We start from the raw sequence: 23,880 nt of genomic DNA on the forward strand, positions 1-23,880 counted from the left end.
GGAAGCCCCTGGTCTCAGTTGTGCATAGCGGGTGATATTATTGAGGGCGTATTCGCAGTGGTGACCACAGGATACATTGTCATCGCTGTGCTTCATCTCGAAGAAAAGGACCTGATTGCCGAGATTGGTGATGATTATCGCGCATACCAGCGTGAGGTTCCTGCATTTGTTCCCGGACTTGGGCGGGGGCGGTAAAAATGACACTTGACCCCAAACACCTGAACCACATTCATTCTTTCGCAGATGCACAGCCGACCAGCATTCTCGACCGACAATTACCACTGCGCAAGCTCTATCATGACACACCGGACGCCGCGTGGGTGTATGACCATGCAAGGACGGTTGATACGCATGTCCCCGCAGATCACCCGATCCACGGCCATGTCGTGTGTGGCGAAGACATACCGTTGGATTTGCCCGTTTCCGTCCACAGGGCCGTCGGAGGCGAAAGCGATTTTCCGTGTCCCGGCGAATTCCTCGCCGCTGCGTTGGCAAGTTGTCTTGATACGGCGATCCGCATGATTGCCAACCTCAAGGAGATAAAACTGAGCCACCTCGAAGTGCAGGTCAGTCTCGGGGCTGACGTCCGAGGGGCGCTTATGACAGGTGACAGTGTGCCTGTCGGGTTCCAAAACGCGCATATGAAGGTCAGTCTGAAAACGGAGTGTGGTTTGTCAAGGTGCCGTTCACTCCCAACCGATCATCTACTCCATCCGTCTGGTTGTTGGTAACCGCCCGATTGGCACCGCCTGCCTGATTTTGGCGTGATGAGTTAAGACACGTGCATAGCGACGTCGTTAGTGACGTGTCTTATGCGGAGGGTGTCATGCGGGGTGAGGTTTTGGGTGTTGAGCGCCGACGGCGCTGGAATGATGATGACAAGTTGGCGATTGTTTCATCCGTCGGAATTGACGGGGCGACTGTCACGCATGTTGCGCATAGGCACGATGTGACGCGCCAGCAGATTTACAGATGGCGGCATGAGCTTAAGAAGAAGGGGCTTTGGCCCACCGGCGAGGGCGCAGTTTTTCTGCCAATTGATTTCCATGTTACTGACGTGGTGTCATCAGCCCCGGAGCCCACACCGCCGTCTGCCGTGGAGCTTTCCTTGAGCAATGGACGTTGCTTGCGATTTGATACTGGCGTGGAAGCCGCCGCGCTGACGCGATTGATCCGGGCGGTGGAAGCGGCGTGATCGGTCCGGGAACCGGGGTTCGGGTTTATCTGGCCTGTGGGGTGACGGATATGAGGAAGGGCATCGCGGGCCTTTCGACGCTGGCGCAGGATGTGTTGCGTCAAAAGCCTGCCAGCGGTGCAGTGTTTGCCTTTCGCGGGCGGCGGGGTGACCGGCTGAAGCTGCTTTATTGGGATGGTCAGGGCTTTTGTCTTTACTACAAGGTTCTGGAGCGGGGGCGGTTTCCATGGCCAAGTGCCCAGGATGGTGCGGCGCGATTGACCTCAGCGCAGCTGGCAATGTTGTGGGAAGGCATTGATTGGCGTAGGCCGGATTGGGGTGTGCCACCGGCCCGCGTTGGTTGATTTATCTACCTGATATTGCTTATTTATATGGTGCATTCATGTATGTTTTGGTAGTTTGCAGCATGCCGATCGATACCTCAGACCTGCCCGACGATCCCGCCCTTTTGAAGGCGATGATTGCGACTTTGCAAGCCGAGAATGCCAAGATATCCGCGACGCTGAGGGCCCATGATCAGCTGGTGCAGGCCTTGCGGTTGCGGATCGCGAAGCTGCAAAAGCAAGCGTTTGGGGCAAGTTCGGAAAAGATCGAGCGTGAGATTGAACAGCTTGAATTGGCGCTGGAAGACCTACTGGTCGCGGTTGCTGAGGCGGAAGACGCACCGCTTGATGAAGATGAGGCTGACGCACCATCTTCTGCTGCATCCGAGCCGGTTGAGAACAAACCCCGCCGTCGCCCGCGTGTCTCGGACACGACCCCGCGTGAGCGCCGCGAGCTTGATCCCGGTGCCGCGTGCCCCGATTGCGTCGGTGATCTGCGGATCGTTGGTGAGGATGTCAGCGAACTGCTTGATATGATCACAGCGCAGCTCAAAGTGATCGAGATCGCCCGCATCAAGAAATCCTGTCGCCGCTGTGAAAAGATGGTGCAGGTGCCCGCACCCAGCCGCCCGATTCCGGGCAGCATGGCGGGACCCAATCTACTGGCGCATGTGTTGGTCTCGAAATTTGACGATCACCTTCCGCTTTACCGACAGAACGAAATCTTCGCCCGCTTGGGCGCTGACATTCCTGACAGTACGTTGGTGGATTGGTGCGGTCGGTCGATGCAGGTCCTTCAGCCCATTATTGAACGGATCGAAGCGCACGTCATGGCGAGCGATCTGCTGCACACGGATGATACCCCTATCCGGGTTTTGGAGTGCGCGCGGCGCGACAAGGGGCTGGGTAAGGGCGTGAAACAGGGCCGTATCTGGGCCTATGTTCGTGATCAGCGACCATGGGCGGGCAGCGCCCCGCCGGGGGCGGTTTATTACTTTGCCCCAGATCGCAAAGGCGAGCATGTCCGCCAGCATCTGCAAAACAGCAGCGGTATCCTACAGGCAGACGCCTATGCCGGGTTCAATGCGCTTTATGAGAAAGGCTCTGACGGCAAAAGCCAGTTCCGCGAAGCCGCCTGCTGGGCGCACCTGCGGCGCGACTTTCATGATATCTGGGCATCAGACAAGTCACAGATCGCTCGTGAGGCCCTCGACAGGATTGGAAAACTCTACGACATTGAGCGTGAGATCGCAGGTCAAGCTGCTGACACACGCCTTGCGGCACGTCAAAAACTGAGCAAACCGAAAGTCGAGGCGTTCAAAAACTGGGCCGAACAACAGTTGACGCGCATCCCCGGCAAAAGCGATTTGGCGAAAGCCTTTCGCTATGGTTTGAGCCGCTGGCCGTCGTTTTGCCTGTTCCTTGCGGATGGTCGTGTCGCCATTGACAACAATGCCGCTGAGCGGGCGATGCGCCCAATTGGAATTGGACGGAAAAATTGGCTCTTTGCGGGTGCCGACACCGGGGCGGAAACCCTGGCACGCGCCATGACGTTGATCGAAACGGCCAAACTGAACGGCATTGATCCCCAAGCCTACCTCGCCGACGTTCTCGACCGCATACACGATCACAAGATCAACCGGATTGATGGACTGCTACCCTGGAACTGGGCACCCGCTTAAACCGCGGTATCAATCGGGCGGTTACGGTTGTTGAGGCTTTCAGCAGTCCAAAATTGGAAACCAATTTTTCAGACCACTCTCAGTCCATCGGCAGTTCGCCCTACAGTTTCTTGAAAATCCTCCTCGTCCTCGCTCAACGCAAGATACGTGGGCTAAGCACAATTCACACAGACGATATAACACTCTCTGTATCACCGCCCTAATTGAGAAGATTTTACTTTACTTCGATTAGGATGGTGCCCTCTGGCAACGCAGATTGCGCGGTTTTCGTCGCCACTGCAATAACCTCTTCAGCGCTATCACCGCTTCGGGTGAAAGCCAAACCGACCAAGCCGCGCGCGCCGAGACCAACCACAGCATCTTCGCAACCTGCCTCGAAAAGTGCATCAAGGATCGCGTCCTGATTCAGGTCCTTCCGAGGAAGCCCGAAAACCAAATCAAACTCGAACTGCTGCCCCATCGCCTTAATCCTTCCGCTTCTTGCAGCCATGTGCATTGAGTAACGCGAGATCACTACAATCCGTGCCCTCTTGCTACTCCATTGCCACTTGACAAAAGGTGCCATTTTTAGCAATTGAAAACAATAACTTATAAACTGTAGGTCCAAATAACTTATAAACTGTAGGTCCAATCCATCACCGTACGAAGGTTCGAATCCTGTTTCCTGTCACATCCGCTGGATTCACAATGCATCCCTCCCCCAGGGCACGCAAACGTAGTCGCAGCGGGGGCAAGATGCCCCCGCCATTTGTAGTTTTATTTTCCTTTGCCACCGCCAGCAGGACCGTTAGACCTGCCGCCGCCTGATTCATTGCCGGTAGTGCTTGGCCAGCCGCCACCATTTCCTTGACCCTTACTCATTTCGATTTCTCCTTGGTTAGGTTGGTTAAATATATCGCTCATTGTTCACTACATGAATGAACACGGCTGGAGCCCCTGAGTGGCTCTTTGTCGGATTTTTATCATCTCTGGGTGTAAGGTAGATTTTTAAGGACATTTTCCCGACGAAGATAGCATTGCGCGCATGCAACACCCTCTCACTCAAGCTCATAGACAAGCCTGAACCCGATGCGCATACCTTTATACGCTCCCGTGGAAGATGGAGACATCCGATCCCTCTCAGCCGAAACTCGGTTCTCCCATCGCACTGAAGCGTCACATTCCTTCGGGTTCGGCGCGCCTTGATCAGGATCAAAGTGGAGCGGCGCAATATTCATTGCTCCAAGATGCCGACTGTTAATAACTGCTCCGATCGGCAACAGCCATTCCCCGAAATCGATTGATCTCAGGAAAGCGATGTCATCTTTCGTTCGTTCCCATGGAATATCTTCCTCCCCGCAGTTGTATCTTGTCCCGAAAAAACCGTGGTCGGCGCTCCGCTCCCCTTTCTCGACAATACGACTTTGGTTTGAGCTCGGGAATCCTTCCGTATCTGCTTGAAGGGTGCCTCGGAATTCCATTGTGATGGCGAGCCACTCTTCCTCTGTGGGGAGACGAACCGGCAATTTTTTCACCTTGCTGACAGCGGCGGCAAAAGCCGAAGCGTCATACCAGGTCACTGACGCTGGCGCTGTACCAATGTCATCCAGCTGATTGCATTGACGCCAATCATCCTGTTCGGCGGGTTGCGGTCGATATTTCGCGTAGAGTTCGTTCTCCTGCTCCATAAAATCACGAAACCGGTTGATCGAGATTAGGTCGGAGACAGCCAAACACTTGTTACCGAACACAACCTTCTTGAAACCTTCAGTCAGTGGTGCTGTTTTCGAGGGTGCAACATAGCGTCCCTTCGCCGACAGATAAGCCCGAAGAATTTCTTCTTCACCGGGATAGTCGCGCGCCTGCCCTCCCTGCGAGTAGAATTCCTGTTCCGCCGCGTGTTCATCCATTTCCCGCCAGCCTTCATAATTGAAATAGCACCATCGTTTGAAGTGATAGGAATGATCCGACTTCGGGACATCAGCATTTTTCAAGTACGGCAAGTGAATATTATGATCAAACGTTGCTTGCCGAAAGTGAGGGCAGATGAAATCGTAGCTTCCCGTCCAATCACGCAGGAATATGAGTTTTTCACTGTACGGTAATATCTCGACCCACCCTTGATCTATACTGGTAATGATACCTGAAAGAATGTCTGCCGCGCATAGATACTTTTGCCTTTCCAAGGCGGTCTCTTCCTGCGTCATGGTCTGGGGAAAGTAGATCTTTGCGACATTGCTACTCTTAACGACTTCCGCGTTCGCTGCGAACTGAACCAATTGGTCACCAATCAATGTGTTTAGCGCCATACAAACATGGTATGAAAGGACCTTTTCCTCGTGTCGAACCGCCCATTGCGCGGGAGGGTCGCCCCGAGCATGCTCGATTTCAAACAATTGATCTATGATCTTCCCCGTAAACTGATTGACGACCACGAAATCTGGCAAGCGCAGGGCGGCGGTTAAGAGGTCAAACCAATCTACGCCCGCCCCTGTAAAGATGCGCGCGGCACAAGCTTTGCTCGACTGAAAACAACGGTCGGAGATTTTTCCCAAGTCGATGTTTACCGGTCGAGCGCCCTTTTTCTAAACATCGAGAACGACGAAGAGGTGCCCTTGCCAACATCGAGATGAAGATTTCTCCTTCAACGATAGAACACGAGTAGTCCGGCCTTGTCCTATAAAATACCATAGAGCGTCGCCGTTAGAGTGGCAGTAACTGAATATTTGCCAAAAGCAGTTTATTTGGTTCAGTCGATGTTCTGTGCTGCTCGATCGCGGGTCATTCACTTCCTGACACTACTGGGCATATTCAGGGCGCGCAGCAGTATCGAAGCCTTTCCCGTTTATCCACAATAAAAAGTAGCGAATATTGCAAGGTGTTGGTGTAACTTGGGTTTTCCGCTCTTTTGCCGTATTTTGCGCGATGCTCCCGGTTTTTTCTTCGTCAAACAGCCTACGAGCCAACATTGCTCGCCTGGCGGAACGAACGGAGAGCATTGATGATCACCGAACTGAAGTCGATCCCGGACATCTGGAAGAGAATGCCGAGCGAGATGCACGCGCGACGCTTCCTGGAGAATATCATATGGTCAACTGGCAGGTACTGTCCGCACTGCGGGTCGGTGGCCTCGTCGCCGCTACGAGGCAAGACATGCCGCCCTGGGCTCTACCAGTGTCGTGATTGCCGTCTCCAGTTCACGGTCACCACACTGACCCCGATGCATAGCACCAAGCTCGACTTGCGTGTCTGGATTTCCGCGATGTTCCTGGTGTTGACATCGAGCAAGGGGATCTCTTCGGTCGTGATGGCGCGGCTACTTGGCGTGAACCAGAAGACCGCCTGGAAATGGGGCATGCGATCCGAGAGATGATGCACGACCGGAATGGTGAGGTGCTGCCTCTGGAGGACATCGTCGAGGTCGATGAGGCCTATGTCGGAGGAGCACCGAAGTCTCTGTCAGTTGCCTACAACAAAAGGGGAAAGGGCACAGCAAAGCCGATGATCTTCGTCGCGGCCTCTCGCGACGGACAGGCGCACGCCAGGGTCGTTTCTGATGACAAACGGACCACGCTCGAGCCGGTTCTTCTGGAATGGGTCGATCCGGCGACGACCAGTGTAATGACCGATGGCAGCAAGAGCTACATCGGCCTCGGAAAGACCATGGCCGACCATCAGTCTGTGATCCATAGCCAGAAAGAATACGCCAATCCAGAGACCGGCGCGCACGTGAACGCGGCCGAGGCCGTGATCTCCCAGGTGCAACGTGCCCTGGTCGGGGTCTACCACAATCTTGGAAGGCAGCACCTTCAGCGATACCTCGACGAGATTGTCTGGCGGTGGAACCACCGTGAGCCCGTTCGGGAAGTGGTCAAGCAATGGACCACGAGAGACGGCGTTGCACGAGAGAAATCGACAACAATCTGGCGTCCGATCCCAGTGGTTGACCAGATGCCCGTCCTCCTACAGGGCGCGGTCGGCAAGCAAGTCCGCCGCTCGAAGGAATACGGCCTATGCTGACGCATTCCGTTCCGTGGGACATACAGAGCACGCATTGCTGCGATCCCAAAGAACGGAATGCGTCATCGCGTGCAGGTCACCAAGTCTACTTTCTTCTTGCTCCAAGATAAAGACCAATATAGTATCCATAATAGCAAAAAAGCCAAATAACGGATATCATAATGACCCTTAAACTTAACCTCGATTCGCCGTCCGAGATGCAGGACCGGGTTCGCGCGGCTGCTCGCGACCGCCGGCTCGCACTTGGGCTAACTCAGAGCGACCTGGCCACGCGGTCCGGAGTTCCTCTGGCGACCCTAAAAGTCTTCGAGCAGAAGGGGAAGATCAGCCTCGCCGGCCTGCTCGCCCTCGCCGACGCGCTCGACGCCATCGCTGGCTTCGGCACCCTGTTCCCGGCTGTCGAGGCGACTCGTCTCGATGATCTCGACAAGCCAACGACGCGACAGCGCGCTCGCACCCGCAGGAGTTCGTAACCATGGCCCGCCGTCTTCGCGTCGATATCGCCTTCGACTCGGACGATGTCCGCCCCGTGGGGCAGATCGCTTGGGATTCCGCCCGCCGCTCCGCTGCGGTCGAATGGGACCCCTCTTTCGTCGCAGCCCCGCTCCCGGTCTCGCCCTACCACATCAAGACGCTGGCCGGGCTCTATCGCACCGGCAATACGGCCGCCTTCGAAGGCCTGCCCGGAGTCTTCGGCGACTCGCTCCCTGACGGCTGGGGACGGTTGCTCATCGACCGCGAACTCGAACGCCGCGGCAGCGGTCGCACCGCCATCACCCCGGTTGACCGTCTGGCGATCGTCGGCACCCACGGCATGGGCGCCCTCATCTATCGTCCAGAAGAGCGAGTGGTCGGCCCGAACAGCGTCGACCTCGAGTGGTTCGCCGATCTCGCGACCAGCATGGCCGAAGACGCTTCCGTGGAGGACCTCCGCAAGGCCCGCGCGGCGGCAGGCGGCTCTGCCGGCGCCCGGCCGAAACTCGTGGCCCTGCTCGATGTGGAGACCGGCCGCGTGCGCGACCATCGGCGAACCCCGGAGCGCGGCGAACGGCAGGTGCTGATCAAGCACCGGGCGACAACCGACAGCCCGACCGCGATCGAAGAGGAAGAGGCCTACGCGAGGATGGCGCGGGCGGCCGGTATCGCCATGCCCTGGACGATGGTGCTGCGCTCTGGGCGCGGCGATGCTTTCTTTGCCGTTGAGCGCTTTGACCGCAGAGGCGCCGGACGGGTGCATATGCATACCGCCGCCGGCATGCTCGACGTCGACTTCCGCCAGCCGTCCACCGATTACGAGAACCTGCATAAGCTGGTGCGTTGGACCACCCGGCATGCTGGAGATCAGGACGAAATGTTCCGCAGGATGGCCTTCAACGTCCTCGCCCACAATCGGGATGATCATCTGAAGAACCACGCCTTCCTGATGGACGCTGGGGGCGGTTGGCGCTTGTCGCCGGCCTACGACGTCAGCTTCTCCGACGGGCCCGGCGGCGAGCACCATCTCGCCATCGCCGGAGAGGGGCGCCGGCCCGGCAGGAAGCATGTAGAGGCAGTCGGGCAGGCGCTCGGGATGAAACCCGCAGCGATCGCCGCGCTCATTGATCCGGTTCGCGCCGCCATCGCCGACTGGCCGCGACACGCAGACGCCGCCGGAGTTCCGTCGCGGCGCGCCAGGCAGATCGCCGGCTACTTCGCCACGTAAGGCCGGGTTGCGAGACACCGGTGTTACCCCCCCTCCGCACATGCAGGTGGCTAAAGCGATCCGTTGCGCTCTACCGGCTGGCGTTTGGCCAGCCGCGGCAAGACGATCTGCTCTCCTTTCTCGATAACATTAACACTTCGGACGATACTGTCGATCTGCGCGATCTTCAGATCAGCTTGCGCCCCGAAAGAATGGGATGAAGAACTGATTGTCGTCCAACTTTTATCGATCCGGCTACTCGGCGTGTAGCGATAGTTGTTGCTTGATACCGGTCAGATCAAAACCAGACGGGTCTCTCTGAACTGCCAAACTCGCCAAGCCAGCAATGTCGTGGATACGCATTGTTGTCTCCCTGAGCTGTGAACCGGCATGCGAAATTGACACCTTTCTGTGTGCAGAGAGCGCCGTACTTGAATTCTTAAAGCCGTGGTCAGCCAACAGATACGAACATGTCAGGGCAGGCCTTCGAAAAACCTCCGAATGGCTTTGGAGTTAAACCACTAAAATTAGTATATTTTTCAAAGGTCATGCGCAGGAAGAAGCCATTGTACATAAGACTAAACATGATACGTCTTGTTCCAAATTATTTTGACTTTGGACCATATACAGCCATGCCCCTTACTGAGACCACCCACGACGACAATGAACTCGAAATGAGGGCAAAAGAGAGCCCTGAAGCTCAATTTTATCTGCATGTTGGCCCCTCCGCGCTGTCTAAGGTCAAAGCAAAATCCGCAACCATGGACTTAAATGATGTTGAAATGGATGCTGCCCGCGGCATGCACCTTGCAATTACATTGGACGCATATGCTGACATGTATCACATTGGGCGGCTGGATGGAGCACCAACACGCCAAGACCTTCAGCTGAGCATGAATAAGGGCGAAGCCTTCTGGCGCGGTTTTCAGATTGCCCGTGGCGAGATCGTCTTGAAAAGCGGCTTTCGGAGCAAAATACATAACGAAGAAAGGCTGGCAAGTTGGATGTATGCCAAATCATTGAATTATGATTGTGCGATGCAGGGTTTTGCGTTTGGTGCTTCGACAGATACATCTGGCACAAAGACAAGCCTGAACGAAATTCTTGGGGCAAATGAGCATACGGCATATGTCCCTTCCGATTATCTCAAAGCCATTAGCGATCTGGTAACTGCCATTGAGCGATTAGATCGATCGTACTTCTCGGCAACGTAAGGCCTCATTCTGGCTTATATTGTTTAAGGCTTCAGGCACTGACCTGCTTGAGAAGCACATTTGCCAAAGCTCGCTTTATTTCAGACGCGTTCGTTGTGCCTGTTAACTTGTCAATAGAGGGTAACCAGACCTTCTCCGCCAAATAAATCATCCAAGACAAAGCACTACACCCTTGAAGTAACCTATGATGAAAAATAGCATTAACGTTTAGGCTGATGCTTATAAGATATTTTAGGAAAATTTAGTGTTTCAAACATTTAGTGATCAATTAGGGCTTTTTCTCAAAAATGGTATCATCTCTTTTGCAGAGGCTCTGACTCTCTCTGACAGCCGCCCTGGTCAGATTGCAGGTGTGATCATTTTTGCCACCATAATATTCTCAATATGGTACTTTATTCGATCGAGCCGTCAATTAAGCGCCATCAAATTGCTGGACCAAAAAATCAGAGCTTTTGAGGGCATTCCAGAATTTGCGGATGGTCACTCGGAACTCATCCATGAACTCCGAAATGACTATCGCAAAAAAGGTCCACGGGAGACGGTTTGGGAAGCTTTCGATGAGTTTAACGAAACCATCGTACACGATGATGTAGATGGCCCCCTGAGGCTGCGTAACTCGATCCGGCCAGCATCTTTCCTAAACGTCGATGACTTGGGGTTTGGTCCGGGGATTTTCCGCATCTTGCCAAACACATTGGTCTCAGCTGGTTTATTGCTGACATTCTTGGGGTTGGTCGCGGCCCTGCACCAGTTTTCGCAATCGATGAACGCGGGCACAGGGGGAATGGATAGGGCGATGCAAGACTTTATGCAGATTGCGTCTGCTAAATTTGTCATGTCGCTTGTCGGCCTGTTCTGCTCAATCTTATTCACCATCCTCCTTCGCGCACGCCAAAACACCATGGATGCGGCCCTGCATCGCCTTTGCATCGGCATAGAACGACGTCTCGTCTTCGTCAGCTTGGAGGACATCGGATTTCGCCAGCTGCGCGCAACAACCGAACAACGCGAACATCTGCGCGAGATCGGCATGGGAATGGTTGCCGAACTTCAAAAGCCACTTGAGGCTCTGCCAGAACAAATCACGAGTGCTATCGCGGATCGGATGGACCCAATCTTCGACCGTGTCACGTCCATGGGCACAAGTAACATGGAGGGGATGGTGGGAGATCTCTCTCAACAACTGTCTCACTCTGTCGGGAACGCGCTTACCCGCGCCAGTGAATCCTTGGGAGAGGCGACCGACCGCATAGGATTGATGGTTGATAGAATGAGCTCAACCAACACTCAGGCAGGTGACGGGCTGAAGGATGCGCTGGATCAAATGGCACGCGCTATGGCGGAGATGCGCACCGAAGTGGCAGCAAGTGGTCGCACGGCATCAGAGGCCATGAATGAAGGTGCAGATCGCTTGCTGTCTGTCATGAATGACACGCTGGAAGGTATACGCGACAACACTGGACAGGGCGCAGAAGCAATGCGCACTGCCGCCGAACAAATGCGGACCGCTGCCGAAGGGTTCCGCGACACGCTGGCCAGCGCCAGCGAAGAAAGCAGCCAAGCCGCGCGAGACCGTATGGCGCAAACCAGCGCTGAGGCTGGCCAAGCAATTGAAGGTGTCAGTAAAAGCATGATGGACAGTTTCCATCAGACCAGCACGGATATCGCAAAGCTCGGTGCCGACATGGGGGGCGTCATAGGCGAAGAGCTTTTGTCGCGGCTCGACACCATCAGTAAACGGCTGGAGACGATGGCCGAGGCCGTGCAGCGCGGTGCGACCGGAGCCCAAAGTGCGGCGCAGGGCATGAACACCGGCGCAGATGCGATACACGGCGCATCCGAAGGGTTCCGCACGGCAAGCCAAAGCCTCGTATCTGCGGCCGATCCGATCCGTGCCTCGCAAGAGCGCATAGAAACAACCTTGAGACGGGTTGGTGAACTGGTCGAAACTGTCTCAGAGACCCTGATGCAAAACTCCGCTTCTGTCGCTGAAAATGCCACTCATGTTCTGGATACCGCCCAAACCGCCCTTGGGAACGAGCGCGAAGGCATCCGTCGCTCTCTTGAGGCGACACATGCCGCGATGTCACAACTTTCATCCGAAGCAGAAAAGCTTGACCAGATCGATGAGATGCTTGGCCGTGCCCTGACAGAGTATAATTCTCAACTGGAAGCGGCTCTCGGGTCAGCGCAAGATCACGTCGGACAAATGCGTGATGCCCTTGCTCCTGGACTGGACACCCTCAAGAGCGTCGTTGAACAGGCCGAGGCGTTCCTTCCAGCACAACGGCAGCGTCGAACATGAGGGCGCAGGCAAAACGCATACGTCACGAAGAGGAAGAAGAAAGCGCCTTTGTCTCAATGACCGACATGACGGTCGGATTCCTGTTCATTATGATGATATTGCTCGCTTTTTTCGCAAGCCAAGCCGGTGATCCAGATGCGGTGTCAAAGATCGAATACGAGCGAGTTGTTGAAGCGCGAGACAGCTGGCAACAGATAGCAGAAACACGTCAAGAAACAATCGAACGTCTTGAAGCCCAGCTCGCAAAGGTCTTGCAAGAAAAGAGGCAATTGGAGGCTTTGGTCCTGCAGCTGACCGCCGACCTTACAGCTTCGGAAACCCGCATCGAAAATCTTGAAGAGCGCCTCCGACAGCTAATCATAGAGATTGAGGAACTTCGTCTCGAGCTTGCCGAATTGAAGCAGGTTGACCCGCTTGAGGCATATTTGGCGCAGGTAACTCAGACGAGGCGTGAGGTGCTAACGCGACTACGGGACGCTATCAAAGCTGATTTCCCTGACTTGCAGGTCGAATTGAGCGAAGAATCCGACGCTTTGCGGTTTCAGGGCGAAGGCCTGTTTGCGTCCGGGCGATCAGATTTAACACGTGATCGACGCGCCATAGTCGCCCGCGGCTTAATGAAGTACTACCATGTTTTACGATTGGTCAAGCTTCGCAATTCGACCGTACATGTAACTCCGGATTTGTAATGATTGAGGCCGTCCAGATTGAAGGTCATACTGATGATGTCGGGACAGATCGGCTGAACCGTACGCTGTCAGCAGCACGTGCCAACAACACTTTCTTCGCCATGACACAAGCAGCCCAAGGGGTTATGCAGCACCAAAACCTTAAGAGTCAGCCGGTACTCTCTGTCGCGGCATATGGCCCTGACAGGCCTGTCGCATCTAACGACACTCGAGAAGGTCAGGCAACTAATCGTAGAATTGACCTTCGCTTCATCATGGTGACGCCCCAAGATACTGATGGCATAGAAGTTGTCCGGAAGGCACTGGAAAGCGTCGTGGAACAGCCATGAATAGCCCCGAGACAACCCGCCCTCGTGAAACGACGCGCGCCTTGCTGCAACGACGCCAGTCTTTTCGCACACGGGCCCTGCCCCCGCTTGCTGAAATCAAGCGCTCCGTCGATGACATCATGGGCCGCTGGCCCGATGCGGTCCGCACCCCAGAGGACCGAGATCGCGAAAAGTTGGCCCAAAGCATGCGATTGCGTGTCTCTGAGTGGAATTGGGAAAACATTACCACCCAGAGGGTAATCTCGGCTGCGGTTGCTGTTTTCGACAAAGAACGCTGCAATCGGCCCGAGCTGCTAAATGTCCGTGAATTTTACTTCTCTGAAATCGCGACCCGTGAAGCAGGAGCCTTTCTCGACGGTATGGTTGGTGTCTACCTGGACAGCTTTTCGGTTAGCGCAGACCACACCCATGATCTTGCAAGAGCCCTGTCTGCCCGCGGCAGCGACTTCGGAGGGCGGCATCGCAAGTTAATCACAGCCCTGCCCCAAGTATTCACACCTGATGCTGCGCCAAGGGGTTTGGCGCAACTCATGATTGAAACAGACGATGCATATGCCAAATTGAAATCTATCGGACTAAGCCGTCCTCACACGTCCGGCTTGGCCGAGGCCGCACAGAAATACTTTGTTAAATCTCTCGCGCCTGATCTCGCCGATGCTTCAGGCCGTCAGAAACTGTTTAACTGGCTGACCCCGCAAAATGGGCCAGTGCTGCAAGCAGGTTCAGGTCCTGCGGTTGAGGCCCTATTGTCGGTCTGGCGCACCCAAACGCCCCCCGATGCCCTGCGCAATGAATTGAGCGAGGCAATCATCGCCGCATGGAATGACCCGCGCCTGCATGCAGGGGGCATATGGTCCGGCTTTGACCCCGATCTGCGCGCGGTCCTGTTGCGATGGTTGACCCATCAGGACATGAAGTTCTTCTGCAACATGGTCACAGCCACCCAAAATAGTCACATGTGGCCACCACGGCGCGATTTCTGGCTCAAGCTATATGACGATAAAATGATCGACGAGGCATGGGTCGCTTTCGGGTCGGAGGCACGTCGTTATGCCGAGAGTAATCTGTTAAGGGGTGGCAAAACTGACATGAACCGACGGTTCGCCCGACAGCTTGATCGCGGCGGCAGCACATCTCTGCTGATTATGCGCATTGGCAACAAAATTGTTGTAGATGGATGTCACAGTTACAAAACGCATATCTTCAAAATCGACGACAAAAACGCCCCAGCCTTGTATAAGCGTCAATATTACTGCGACGACATTATGCGAGCGTCCCGAAATTCGAAGCCTCACAACTCTATTCAAAATTGGTCACAGTGGGTTCTCCAACATGTCTGACAGCGCACCCAGCCCAATTGTAACAGACAACAACATCGAAATCCGCTTCCCTCAGCAAAGACAAGGCATCCTTTCACGCTTGATCTCAGCAACAGCCGCACGCAGCTTTACAGATCTTGCCCCCGAAGATCGCAACCTTCTGTTTGCAATTGGCGATTTACGCGCTTGGGCAGACACACACCCAGAAGATGTCGAAATCGCAGCGGATCACCTGCGCATTTCCCATGATGCTGCGGCCCAACTTTCTGCACCGTCTGCCGAGGCCCTTGGCCTTCCTGCAACTGTCGATCTGATGCTGAAAACCGATGTGACCGGCGTATTGGGACGACCTGATTTTCGGCTTCACTATGAATGGTCCCGTGATGGCCGGCGCGAAATCCCCAAACGAACCGGCGCGATTTTGCACACGTCAAATGGACCACGCCGCCTTCCCCTATGGATGAAGCGCGCTCTGGATCTGGCTGACACATTTGATGCGACGCAACCGGTTGAACAACACTGGCGTGCTCTGGCCGAATTTCGCCGCGCCATTGAACCTGAAGACGTGATTGAAAGCGAAATGCCCGCAAATAGGGAAATGGCAAGCGTTTCCATGACAGCATTCCTACGGGGGCTTGAGGTACGCATCGCGGACAGGTTCTCAGTGTCTCCTGATCCATCCTTAGGCCAATTTGAAATCGTACCATATTCCGCACAACAGCTCGACGATGCAGGGCTGTCGGATGACGATATCTCTGAGCAAAACGCTGAGCTCACCGGCGAAGCTTTGGCGGTTTTTCAGCATCGCTTGCATGCCCGCGGTGCTCGGCCAGCTTACCAGCTTGGCAACAATTCCTACCTTGTGATCGACAAAGGCTCCGCCCCAGTTCTGGAAGAGATGGTTCGCGTCCAGAATGCACCGCGTGAAGAACGACAAGCTTTCATTGAAAATCCACGCGCCTTCATCACAGAAGCTGTTAATCGCCACCTTGAACAAACCGAAGGCTTCCAGAACCTTGACGCTGCGGCGCAAGAGGAAATGGTTGAACAGATTGCAGGCCCTGCGCTGATTGAGAGCCGAGAATATTCTGAAAGAGTGACAGGCGTTGTCGTCTATGAACGCCCGCAAAACCAAATCGAGAGCAGCGGAACCACATGGCTGCCCGAAGCCTTTGCCGAACATTTAGCCGAAGCAATCAAGGCCCTGCCCACCGCAGAACTAAATGACTTGCGCGATCACATGGTCGATGTGTTGGAAACCGGCAAGGATATACCCGCAGAGATCGCGGGCGAAACTGTGCAGATCACGCCAGCCCGTCTTGCAGCGATTAATGGCGAAATCGAACACCGCGAAGCACAGGATGCTCCGCCTAAGGAGCCCGAAGCAGCCCGAGAAACTGACGGCCCGATCATCCTTGATACGCTCGACAATTATGACGACCTATCATGGGAAGCTAAATTTGCACCGCGAATTGCAACTGTTTCAACCGACTTACCCAGTCCGATCCGTACCCCCCTGCATCAACACCAATTGGAAAGTTTTGATTGGGCACAAAAGGCTTGGCAAGCAGGGTTGCCCGGAATTTTGAATGCGGATGAACAAGGCCTGGGTAAGACGCTTCAGACCATTGCCTTTCTGACTTGGCTGAAAGAGCACATGAAACAACCAGATGCGGCCAACCGAGGGCCAGTTCTTATTGTGGCGCCGACCTCGCTTTTGCGCAACTGGGAGCAGGAGGTCGAAACCCATGTTGAAGGGCGTGGTTTCGGATCTTTGATCCGTCTCTATGGTGGATCACTGGGATCGCAAAAACGCCGTGATGCACAGGGAACAGAAACGCAATCAGGCCTACCACTTCTGGATCTCGACTGGTTGGATGAGGCCTTTGAGGATGGCCGCGCCCACCGATACTGGCTGCTCACCACCTACACGACACTTGCAAACTATCAGCATTCCTTGGGCAAGATTCCTTTTTCCGCCATTGTCATGGATGAAATCCAGAACATCAAAAACCGCTCAACCCTTGCCTCAAAAGCTGTTGAAGCAATGAACGCCGACTTCCGAATTGGCCTAACCGGTACGCCAATTGAAAACGCAGCTATTGATCTGTGGACCATTATGGATCGTATCGCGCCTGGCTGCCTTGGCTCTGGCATTGAATTTCGCGAGCGATATGCAGCGCCTGATGCTGAAAATATGGCCGAGCTACACACAAGAGTCTTTAAGGACCGCGGCCAAATGCCCCCTCTTGGATTGCGCCGCCTGAAAGAAGAAGTCGCGCGTGACCTGCCCGTTAAACGGCGCTACCTGCACCCGCGCTTGATGCCCAAGATTCAGGCAGATGCATATGACTTGGCACAGCTGAAACTGGCTAACGGTGGCCCTGGCGCCGCGCTGAAAATGCTGCACCATATCCGATCTGTTTCAGTGCATCCGGGTGACGCGGAAGCCACGCCACCTGACCAGTTTATTGCCAAGAGCGCACGTCTTGATGCCGTCATCGACATACTGCGCAAGATCAAAGAAGCAAACGAACGTGTGTTGGTTTTCATCGAACACCGTGACATGCAGTTTCGTTTTGGTGAAATCGTGCGTCACATGTTTGGTCTTGAGAAAATTGACGTGATCAATGGCGATACCCCGATCCCTCGTAGGCAAGACATCGTAAACCAATTTCAACAACATCTAAAGACAGATGGCGGTTTTGACATGTTGATCCTCGGCCCAAAGTCAGCGGGTACAGGATTGACCCTGACAGCCGCAACCCATGTCATTCACCTATCCCGCTGGTGGAATCCTGCGGTCGAAGAGCAATGCAACGACCGCGTTCACCGCATCGGTCAATCGCAACCCGTTTCTATTCATATTCCCATGGCCCTGCACCCGGAACTGGGTGCTCAAAGCTTTGACAGTCTGCTTCAGAGCCTGATGCAACGCAAACGCAGACTGGCTGAGCAGGCGCTTTGGCCTATGGGAGACAACAAAGCCGATGTCACCAGCCTCACGCAGGCAGTGGCACAACTGAACCGTGGCCAACATACAGCCATCTCCGACATCATGGCGGAACAGTTCACTCGAGACGACTTGCTCCCTTCCCCCCCTAATTCAGAAGGGGCCTACGAAATATAATGAACATGCGAACAAACACAAAAATGGACGTAACGCGCGGACTGATCATTGCCGACCCCTGGATCGGCCATATTCTTGAAGGTCGCAAGAATTGGGAAATGCGATCACAAGCAACCTCGATACGCGGGTGGTTTGGCCTTATCCAAAAAGGCAGTGGCCATGTCGTTGGGCTTGCCCGCCTTGTCGATTGTGGCAAAGCGCTCCCCCCGTCAGAGATGATCGCAAACATCGCCCATCACCAAATTCCAGAGGACATGATTCGTCGCGGTGAAGTCTCAAAATGGGTCATCCCCTGGAAACTTGCAGACATCATTCCATTGGAACGCCCCGTCCCCTACCAACATAAGTCAGGCGCGGTCACTTGGGTTACTTTTTCCCCTGATGAAACCCGCGAATTAAACCGACTTCGCCAGGGGACTGGAGCTTCATCCAGCTCCGACATAGCAACGCCACAACGGTTACTCCAAGAAAACGCGCAACTCTCAAAGGTATTGGATCCTCATGGGAACTCGGCCACTGACAGATCGGCAAACACCCCTTCGTCACCCTTGCCAGAAGGTCAATTTAGGACCCTGGGCCGCAGCCACCTGACAGGTGGAAATATACGAAACAATCACATTAATCTCTCGAGGGTCTTGAATGCCTTCCCGCAGGACGTGATCGGCGGCAAAAACAAATCTGAAGCAGCCCCTCGGCAGATTGAGATCGACTGGGGCGGACCACAACCAGTTCTGACCGATATCGACGGCTCCAAGTCCATCTTCCGAGGACGCGGCTGGGTACGGCGCTTCTTTGCAGCGTCAGGAGCACAAGAAGGTGACTATGTGGTGATCGTACAGACCGCCTCCTACAAGGTTTCCCTGCGGCTCGAGCGCGCGCCCTGACCAAGTCGGCAACAATACTGCTACTTCCCGTTTTGAAAGCTCGCTTAAAATCGAGCAACAAGGCGTCCGCCCCTTGTTTAAGGAGATTTGACGATCTTGCTATTCAATTGCTACTTGACAAGAAGCGCAATATTTATCAATTAAAAACAATAACTTATAATCCGTAGGTCCAATCCATCATGGGTGCGACTGATAGTCGGCCCGCGCGGCGGACTTGTGCTGCAGTCAATCTTTCGCGTTTATCCATGATCAATCCATTTAAAATAGCGGTCAGTGATGTGGCGTCTAGCATTTTTCCAAGAGAAATCGCCAGTGTTAGCGCGCTTCTTTGAAGCTAATCTGTGCTATACTGTACTTTAGTGTAGTTGATAAAATAGGCCTTTACGCATAGGTAAGCAGTCATAATAGTTTTTTTACAAGTGGACGGGTATCCAATGAATCATCTCTCGAAAGTACTGTGTGCAACATTTGCCTTGGCCGTACCCTCTGTGTCGTCTGCTGGTGAAATAGCGCTGACATTCGAAACAAACGGCGTAACGATTAGCGGTGAATTTGCGGGTTTTCAGAATGATGCGTACATCCTGATCACAACAGCTGGCCCGCTGCATGTTCCTGCTAATCTTGCGACATGCGAAGGCGATGATTGCCTTGTTGTATTCACGGCAGAAAATAACTAACTGCTCAGATCGAAAAAGCGCCATGACCGACACCCGCTGACCATGTTATGCGGGTGTTTTTATATCTAGTATTGGCTTGGCCTTTGGCCAAACACCGGCCCTCAAATTTATAAGATTGATCAGCGTGAGATCGTGTAATCGACGACAACCGGATAGTGGTCGGTCGGCCATTCACCATTGAATTCCTGCCGCAAGACAACTGGTGGTGTTTCTGCATGAAAATCGGCGGTCGCGCCGATATGATCAATAGCACCAAACAAGTTCAAACCGCGGTTAAAATGGTAGGTACTTCCTTTGACGGGGTTAAAGGTGATGCCTACTTCAGCCAGAATGCTTTGCGTGCGCGCGCCGTTTCTTGCGTTAAGATCACCCAACACAACAACGTTTTCACCGGCATCGATCCAAGGTTGAATGCGGGCAGCCACCAGCGCCGCTGATTGTAACCGATTGCTACGGCTTTTATATTCGAAATGTACGTTGATGACCTTAAACCGTTTGCCATCGTCAGTAGAAAATGCGGCCCATGACGCAAATGCAGGATATGATCCGTTAAACGTCCGAGAGTAGATCACATCAGGCGTATCGGAGAAAAAGAACCACCCTTGATCAATCAGGTTCAATCGATCGTCCCGGTACAAGATCGGCTGGGTCGATGGGAAACGACGCCAATCCCCCACAGCGGCCGCTTCGTAAGACGGGTTTTGGGAAAGCAACCAATCAAGTCCAAGATTGATATCACCATTATCCCCCCCTGCGAAGCTCTCCATCTCCTGAAAGCCGATAACATCCGGCGCAATCGCTTTGAAAGCGAGGTCAAGAGCAACCTTGCGCCGTTCCCAGTCCCCAAGCGACCACGCGCCAGTTTGCCGCCTTAGCACGATGTAATGCACATTCAGCGTCGCAATGCGAAGGTACGCGGGCGAAGGAGCAGATAAAGTATTTACGCCCGAATTTCGCACAAGCTGGACACACGCCGTCACGAAGAGTGAAAGCAGTCCAATCAGAAGATATTTCAAAGCTTTGCGCACACTTGTTCCAGTCAAATTTGCAATCTTAAACTGCACCACATCACAGCAAACTAACTGCGTCGGATCAAGACCCCAAGGTCAGCGACATTGGTCCCTGTAGCGTCCGTTAGCAGTAAATCACCCGCCTGTGACAAAGCCAAATAGCTATCGTTATTTGCCAGCAGCGCCGTCAAGTTATCAATCTTACCCAGCGTATCTTGGTCGACGATACCGCCAGCTGCATCCGTTGGGCCATCACGCCCATCGCTACCTCCTTGGACGCAGACATAGTCCTGCCAACCGCGTTTCTGCGCTTCTTGTGCGATCCGAAGCGCCAGTTCTTGGTTGCGCCCTCCTCGACCGTTACCTTTTAAAACGACAGTCGTCTCGCCACCCCAAACAGTTATGCCATTCGCCGCATTGTCACAGATGTATTGAGCCGCATCAGCGACATCGCCTTCGACAGGTTTGGCGATCACATGCGCCGCCGGCGCGGCGCGGGCCATCGCCTCAACGCTTTGGGCGTTTGAACCCACAAGTATATTAACAGCGGCCGGCGATGGAACGGCATCACCTTTGGCTTCCAAGTGTACGCGCACGGTTACAGGAACATTTTTCCAAATCCCTGTATCCTTCAGTAATTTTATCGCTTGGGGTGTTGTCCCAATTGGGCCAACCGTTGGGCCGCTCGCGATCGCGGCCAGATCATCACCAATCACATCAGATAGGATCAACGCAGTCACCTGCTGAGGGCTAGCATGGCGTAAAAAGCCACCCCCTTTGATGTCTGACAACTGCTGCCGGATCAGGTTCATCGCAGTGATGTCCAACCCGGCACCAAGCAAGACCTCGTTTACTCGTGCTTTATCCGCCAGCGATATATCTCCTGCCGGTGCTGGCAACAGCGCAGAGCCACCCCCAGAAATAAGCCCAAGCACTGGTCCTTTCGCCGCGCCCAATGCCGCAATCACAGCCTTTGCTGCATCAGCACCATTTTGATCCGGCACTGGATGACCTGCAGCAAACACCTGCGCCCCCGTCAAAGATTTCGCATTTTCATAGTTCGTAACAACGAGACAAGGTACGCCAGTAAAGCGCTCGAGCGCCGCCTTGGCCATCAGACGAGCCGCCTTGCCCACCGCAATAATAAGTGCAGGCTGAACCACAGTTCCCACTGCGCCTTGGACTGCAGCATATGGGTCGGCGGCGCTGACGCCCGCCATAAAGATATCAAAAGCTTGCTGGCGTATCTTGTTCATTGCCTTATTCCCCATCTAGACGCCGCTGCGCCATTAAAGCAGCCATACGCTGCACGACCTTGAGTTCGAGTTCCGCCATCGGCGACGCGCTCAGTGATGGCATAGACAAAGCAATCAACACACGCGGGTTGTCAGATGCAAGGATCACATGGGTTGCACTATAACGTTCAAAAAGATGTGCGATATGATCATCTGCCAACGCCCCCAGCTTTGGAGGATCAGATCGCCGCAATACTGGAGCAACTTCGAATATCTGTTGCAATGTGGTTTCTTGCAACTCGGCCAGACTGGAGCGGCTAATCATCGCGGCCCCTTCAACCAACGGATGCCCGCGCAAGTCGCGCAAAAAGGCGACCGGGTCATCGGTATCAGTCTCAGCGAGGTAATGTAGCAGGCCAAGGCTTTGTTCTTCGGTTCTTAATGCCCGCGCATCGTTTAAAATGGAAACGAGTAGAAGTGCGGTCATAACCGAGGCAGAGCATAATAAGAACCCATCCCTATCTAGGGCTGTAATTGTTCCAACTAACAGTCCGACAAGAATTGCAGCGCCAACCATCACCGCGAAATTCGCAATTACGACACGGTGTCCAATCTGCGTTCGGCCCAACCCAATCGCAAGCCAGCACATAATCAAAACCCCAAGCGCAGAAAACTGGATTGGCAGGTGCAACACCGCCATCAAAAAATCGCCCAATGCTAGCGGAATAAATAGTAAAAGCGAAAGGCCAATCCGCGTAACGGTGATGTTTTCGCTGGCCGACAATGCCGTTCGGTCCCGCCTTACAATCAGCCCACCCGAGATAAGAAACCCGATCATCTGAAATGTAAGCAACGCATAAAGTCGAAGCGGATCAATCCCTCCCGAATACCAAAATGCACTGGTGACAAAGAACACCGTACCCCACCCAATCGCGTGTTTTGCTATGGGTGGCGCATGTCTGCGTAGCAGCCCTTCGGTCAGTAATAGCGCAGCAAGCGGGATAAATGCGGCCCCTAGTAACACGAAAATTCTGAAAACCTGCCATCCCGTCAAGGCGACAAGCACCCGCCCCACAAACAACAGCATGGTGATACGCACACAAAACAAAAAACGCCGATTGATCGGATCACGCCGATCCCGACGTAAAATCACTATTTGCAGCGTCAACAGCCCTAACAGCGCAGAGAGTGACATACAGACCTGCGTCAACGCGGCAGCGGAACCAATCATTTTTGCGCCTCATCGTAAGGGCGCAATGTTTCCCACTGTCTCCGACTATCTGCCCAGTAAAGCGCAGGTAGGACAACGCGCTGCAACGCAACTAACCCGCCCGTGAGCAACAATCCGATAACCGCTGATTTCGGAACCTCGCGGCGCAAATATCCACGCATTGCCGCTAAATCCATTTGACCCAACTGGATCACATCATCGCCACGGTCATAGTCTAATTGCTGTGCGCAAAAGTCATTGTAACGGGCATCACGATGCTTTGGGGCAGCATCCCACGTCTTTTTAAGATCGTCCGATCCACCGGTATAGGCGTCGGTGATCACGAACCTGTCTTCGTCGAATCCGGCCTCTGGCCCTACACCAAACACATCGCGATGCTGCGCCATGATTTGCCGCCCCAAAAGCAGATGGTTTAACGTACGCCTCCCGCCATCAGGGCGCGGCCAGACACCGGAAAACATCTGTGACACCATGCCAACAACGGCTGGTACTTGGGTGACGTTGGAAATCCAAACCGGCCTGAACTGACGGCGAAAGAAGATAAGAAAGCAGGTCAAACCATACAAAACCCATGACAGGTTCTTGGACCGCTCATCTGGATCGACCATAACAAGCCCAAGGTGCAACACTTCTGTCGTGTTGGGTTTTGTATCAAGTTCCATGATCGCAAGCGCGTTAAACGCAATCGGTGTGCCATTACTACGACTGACAAGCGTAATGATGACCTGTTTCATCCGCTGGGCGTCACCCGAAAAGACACCATAGGTCAGACTGCCTGCATCAAGCGTACGCGACGCAACGGCCCGCAAATCCGCTGATAGATGTTCAAGCTGCGCGTCATCCATCCAGACGCCGGGACGCTCAATAATTCGAACAGTAAGGTCAGGTCCGGACCGCATGGTCACGTCCAAATACTTACGTCCAAGCGTTTTAAATAATGCGCTGATCAAGAAAAGAAACCTGTCGTTATTTCACGC

21 protein-coding genes and 1 pseudogene are annotated in these 23,880 nt (G+C 54.0%); 16 read left to right on the plus strand and 6 right to left on the minus strand.

Features of this window, described 5'->3' with window-relative positions:
* Positions 1-57: 57 nt before the first annotated feature.
* The 5 genes from CYQ09_RS18270 (at position 58) to tnpC (ending at position 3,200) form a co-directional block, all read left to right on the plus strand.
* On the plus strand, positions 58-195 hold the full coding sequence (locus CYQ09_RS18270) for a hypothetical protein (protein ID WP_162617584.1): 138 nt from the start codon (positions 58-60) through the stop codon (positions 193-195).
* A gap of 2 nt (positions 196-197) precedes the next feature.
* Positions 198-731 carry an OsmC family protein gene (locus CYQ09_RS06600; RefSeq protein WP_106744663.1) on the plus strand — a complete coding sequence of 178 codons (534 nt, stop codon included), beginning with the start codon at positions 198-200 and terminating at the stop codon, positions 729-731.
* A 95-nt stretch (positions 732-826) separates the two neighbouring features.
* Positions 827-1,195 carry an IS66-like element accessory protein TnpA gene (tnpA, locus tag CYQ09_RS06605; RefSeq protein WP_106744664.1) on the plus strand — a complete coding sequence of 123 codons (369 nt, stop codon included), beginning with the start codon at positions 827-829 and terminating at the stop codon, positions 1,193-1,195.
* The gene (tnpB, locus tag CYQ09_RS06610) at positions 1,192-1,539 is read left to right on the plus strand and encodes an IS66 family insertion sequence element accessory protein TnpB (protein ID WP_204353915.1); all 348 of its coding nucleotides are present in this window, start codon (positions 1,192-1,194) and stop codon (positions 1,537-1,539) included. The genes tnpA and tnpB overlap by 4 nt, the downstream gene beginning before the upstream one ends.
* A gap of 62 nt (positions 1,540-1,601) precedes the next feature.
* On the plus strand, positions 1,602-3,200 hold the full coding sequence (tnpC, locus tag CYQ09_RS06615) for an IS66 family transposase (protein WP_106745429.1): 1,599 nt from the start codon (positions 1,602-1,604) through the stop codon (positions 3,198-3,200).
* A gap of 214 nt (positions 3,201-3,414) precedes the next feature.
* Here tnpC and CYQ09_RS06620 read toward each other — a convergent pair whose 3' ends face one another.
* The gene (locus CYQ09_RS06620; RefSeq protein WP_106744666.1) at positions 3,415-3,660 is read right to left on the minus strand and encodes a hypothetical protein; all 246 of its coding nucleotides are present in this window, start codon (positions 3,658-3,660) and stop codon (positions 3,415-3,417) included.
* Between the two features lie 577 nt (positions 3,661-4,237).
* Positions 4,238-5,734 (minus strand): SUMF1/EgtB/PvdO family nonheme iron enzyme, encoded by a 1,497-nt coding sequence (locus CYQ09_RS06630; protein ID WP_162617585.1) that lies wholly within the window; start codon positions 5,732-5,734, stop codon positions 4,238-4,240.
* A 446-nt stretch (positions 5,735-6,180) separates the two neighbouring features.
* On the opposite strand from CYQ09_RS06630, the pseudogene CYQ09_RS06635 reads away from it, so the two are divergent.
* The 11 genes and pseudogenes from CYQ09_RS06635 to CYQ09_RS06690 all read left to right on the plus strand — a co-directional run bounded on the left by CYQ09_RS06635 (position 6,181) and on the right by CYQ09_RS06690 (position 19,427).
* A pseudogene (locus CYQ09_RS06635) lies at positions 6,181-7,199 on the plus strand (IS1595 family transposase).
* A gap of 161 nt (positions 7,200-7,360) precedes the next feature.
* Positions 7,361-7,672 carry a helix-turn-helix domain-containing protein gene (locus CYQ09_RS06640; protein ID WP_106744669.1) on the plus strand — a complete coding sequence of 104 codons (312 nt, stop codon included), beginning with the start codon at positions 7,361-7,363 and terminating at the stop codon, positions 7,670-7,672.
* A gap of 2 nt (positions 7,673-7,674) precedes the next feature.
* Positions 7,675-8,901, plus strand: a complete 1,227-nt coding sequence (locus tag CYQ09_RS06645; RefSeq protein ID WP_106744670.1) for a type II toxin-antitoxin system HipA family toxin — start codon at positions 7,675-7,677, stop codon at positions 8,899-8,901.
* Positions 8,902-9,464: 563 nt separating this feature from the next.
* Entirely contained in the window at positions 9,465-10,094 is a 630-nt protein-coding gene (locus CYQ09_RS06655; protein ID WP_106744672.1) for a hypothetical protein, read from the plus strand.
* A gap of 427 nt (positions 10,095-10,521) precedes the next feature.
* The gene (locus tag CYQ09_RS06660; protein WP_162617586.1) at positions 10,522-12,399 is read left to right on the plus strand and encodes a hypothetical protein; all 1,878 of its coding nucleotides are present in this window, start codon (positions 10,522-10,524) and stop codon (positions 12,397-12,399) included.
* A 56-nt stretch (positions 12,400-12,455) separates the two neighbouring features.
* Positions 12,456-13,088 carry a DUF3450 domain-containing protein gene (locus CYQ09_RS06665; RefSeq protein ID WP_162617587.1) on the plus strand — a complete coding sequence of 211 codons (633 nt, stop codon included), beginning with the start codon at positions 12,456-12,458 and terminating at the stop codon, positions 13,086-13,088.
* On the plus strand, positions 13,088-13,417 hold the full coding sequence (locus CYQ09_RS06670; RefSeq protein ID WP_106744675.1) for an OmpA family protein: 330 nt from the start codon (positions 13,088-13,090) through the stop codon (positions 13,415-13,417). Before CYQ09_RS06665 ends, CYQ09_RS06670 begins: the two co-directional genes overlap by 1 nt.
* A complete protein-coding gene (locus tag CYQ09_RS06675; RefSeq protein WP_106744676.1) occupies positions 13,414-14,757 on the plus strand; it encodes an EH signature domain-containing protein in 1,344 nt (447 codons plus the stop codon). Before CYQ09_RS06670 ends, CYQ09_RS06675 begins: the two co-directional genes overlap by 4 nt.
* A complete protein-coding gene (locus CYQ09_RS06680) occupies positions 14,750-17,866 on the plus strand; it encodes a DEAD/DEAH box helicase (protein ID WP_106744677.1) in 3,117 nt (1,038 codons plus the stop codon). The genes CYQ09_RS06675 and CYQ09_RS06680 overlap by 8 nt, the downstream gene beginning before the upstream one ends.
* Positions 17,866-18,750 carry a hypothetical protein gene (locus CYQ09_RS06685; protein ID WP_106744678.1) on the plus strand — a complete coding sequence of 295 codons (885 nt, stop codon included), beginning with the start codon at positions 17,866-17,868 and terminating at the stop codon, positions 18,748-18,750. The genes CYQ09_RS06680 and CYQ09_RS06685 overlap by 1 nt, the downstream gene beginning before the upstream one ends.
* 434 nt (positions 18,751-19,184) lie before the next feature.
* A complete protein-coding gene (locus CYQ09_RS06690) occupies positions 19,185-19,427 on the plus strand; it encodes a hypothetical protein (RefSeq protein ID WP_162617588.1) in 243 nt (80 codons plus the stop codon).
* A 119-nt stretch (positions 19,428-19,546) separates the two neighbouring features.
* On the opposite strand, the gene CYQ09_RS06695 is transcribed toward CYQ09_RS06690, so the two are convergent.
* From CYQ09_RS06695 to CYQ09_RS06710, 4 genes are read right to left on the minus strand one after another with little or no spacing between them, the layout of a single operon-like run.
* Positions 19,547-20,470 carry an endonuclease/exonuclease/phosphatase family protein gene (locus CYQ09_RS06695; protein WP_239495875.1) on the minus strand — a complete coding sequence of 308 codons (924 nt, stop codon included), beginning with the start codon at positions 20,468-20,470 and terminating at the stop codon, positions 19,547-19,549.
* Positions 20,471-20,505: 35 nt separating this feature from the next.
* Positions 20,506-21,693: a glycerate kinase type-2 family protein gene (locus CYQ09_RS06700; RefSeq protein ID WP_106745430.1), complete on the minus strand. Its 1,188-nt coding sequence runs from the start codon at positions 21,691-21,693 to the stop codon at positions 20,506-20,508.
* Positions 21,694-21,697: 4 nt separating this feature from the next.
* On the minus strand, positions 21,698-22,903 hold the full coding sequence (locus tag CYQ09_RS06705) for a hypothetical protein (protein ID WP_106744681.1): 1,206 nt from the start codon (positions 22,901-22,903) through the stop codon (positions 21,698-21,700).
* Positions 22,900-23,802 (minus strand): hypothetical protein, encoded by a 903-nt coding sequence (locus CYQ09_RS06710; RefSeq protein ID WP_239495876.1) that lies wholly within the window; start codon positions 23,800-23,802, stop codon positions 22,900-22,902. The genes CYQ09_RS06705 and CYQ09_RS06710 overlap by 4 nt, the downstream gene beginning before the upstream one ends.
* Positions 23,803-23,880 lie beyond the last annotated feature (78 nt).

It is taken from the genome of Yoonia maritima (assembly GCF_002933395.1).
Taxonomy (GTDB): Bacteria; Pseudomonadota; Alphaproteobacteria; order Rhodobacterales; family Rhodobacteraceae; genus Yoonia; species Yoonia maritima_A.

What these genes read in the sequence shown, in the direction of transcription:
- CYQ09_RS06640 (WP_106744669.1), top strand. Translation starts at nt 7,361, where the DNA reads ATGACCCTTAAACTTAACCTCGATTCGCCGTCCGAGATGCAGGACCGG.
- CYQ09_RS06645 (WP_106744670.1), top strand. Translation starts at nt 7,675, where the DNA reads ATGGCCCGCCGTCTTCGCGTCGATATCGCCTTCGACTCGGACGATGTC.
- CYQ09_RS06600 (WP_106744663.1), top strand. Translation starts at nt 198, where the DNA reads ATGACACTTGACCCCAAACACCTGAACCACATTCATTCTTTCGCAGAT.
- CYQ09_RS06700 (WP_106745430.1), bottom strand. Translation starts at nt 21,693, where the DNA reads ATGAACAAGATACGCCAGCAAGCTTTTGATATCTTTATGGCGGGCGTC.
- tnpA (WP_106744664.1), top strand. Translation starts at nt 827, where the DNA reads ATGCGGGGTGAGGTTTTGGGTGTTGAGCGCCGACGGCGCTGGAATGAT.
- CYQ09_RS06705 (WP_106744681.1), bottom strand. Translation starts at nt 22,903, where the DNA reads ATGATTGGTTCCGCTGCCGCGTTGACGCAGGTCTGTATGTCACTCTCT.
- tnpC (WP_106745429.1), top strand. Translation starts at nt 1,602, where the DNA reads ATGCCGATCGATACCTCAGACCTGCCCGACGATCCCGCCCTTTTGAAG.
- CYQ09_RS06670 (WP_106744675.1), top strand. Translation starts at nt 13,088, where the DNA reads ATGATTGAGGCCGTCCAGATTGAAGGTCATACTGATGATGTCGGGACA.
- CYQ09_RS06685 (WP_106744678.1), top strand. Translation starts at nt 17,866, where the DNA reads ATGAACATGCGAACAAACACAAAAATGGACGTAACGCGCGGACTGATC.
- CYQ09_RS06620 (WP_106744666.1), bottom strand. Translation starts at nt 3,660, where the DNA reads ATGGGGCAGCAGTTCGAGTTTGATTTGGTTTTCGGGCTTCCTCGGAAG.
- CYQ09_RS06665 (WP_162617587.1), top strand. Translation starts at nt 12,456, where the DNA reads ATGACCGACATGACGGTCGGATTCCTGTTCATTATGATGATATTGCTC.
- CYQ09_RS06690 (WP_162617588.1), top strand. Translation starts at nt 19,185, where the DNA reads ATGAATCATCTCTCGAAAGTACTGTGTGCAACATTTGCCTTGGCCGTA.
- CYQ09_RS06655 (WP_106744672.1), top strand. Translation starts at nt 9,465, where the DNA reads ATGATACGTCTTGTTCCAAATTATTTTGACTTTGGACCATATACAGCC.
- CYQ09_RS06710 (WP_239495876.1), bottom strand. Translation starts at nt 23,802, where the DNA reads ATGCGGTCCGGACCTGACCTTACTGTTCGAATTATTGAGCGTCCCGGC.
- CYQ09_RS06675 (WP_106744676.1), top strand. Translation starts at nt 13,414, where the DNA reads ATGAATAGCCCCGAGACAACCCGCCCTCGTGAAACGACGCGCGCCTTG.
- CYQ09_RS06680 (WP_106744677.1), top strand. Translation starts at nt 14,750, where the DNA reads ATGTCTGACAGCGCACCCAGCCCAATTGTAACAGACAACAACATCGAA.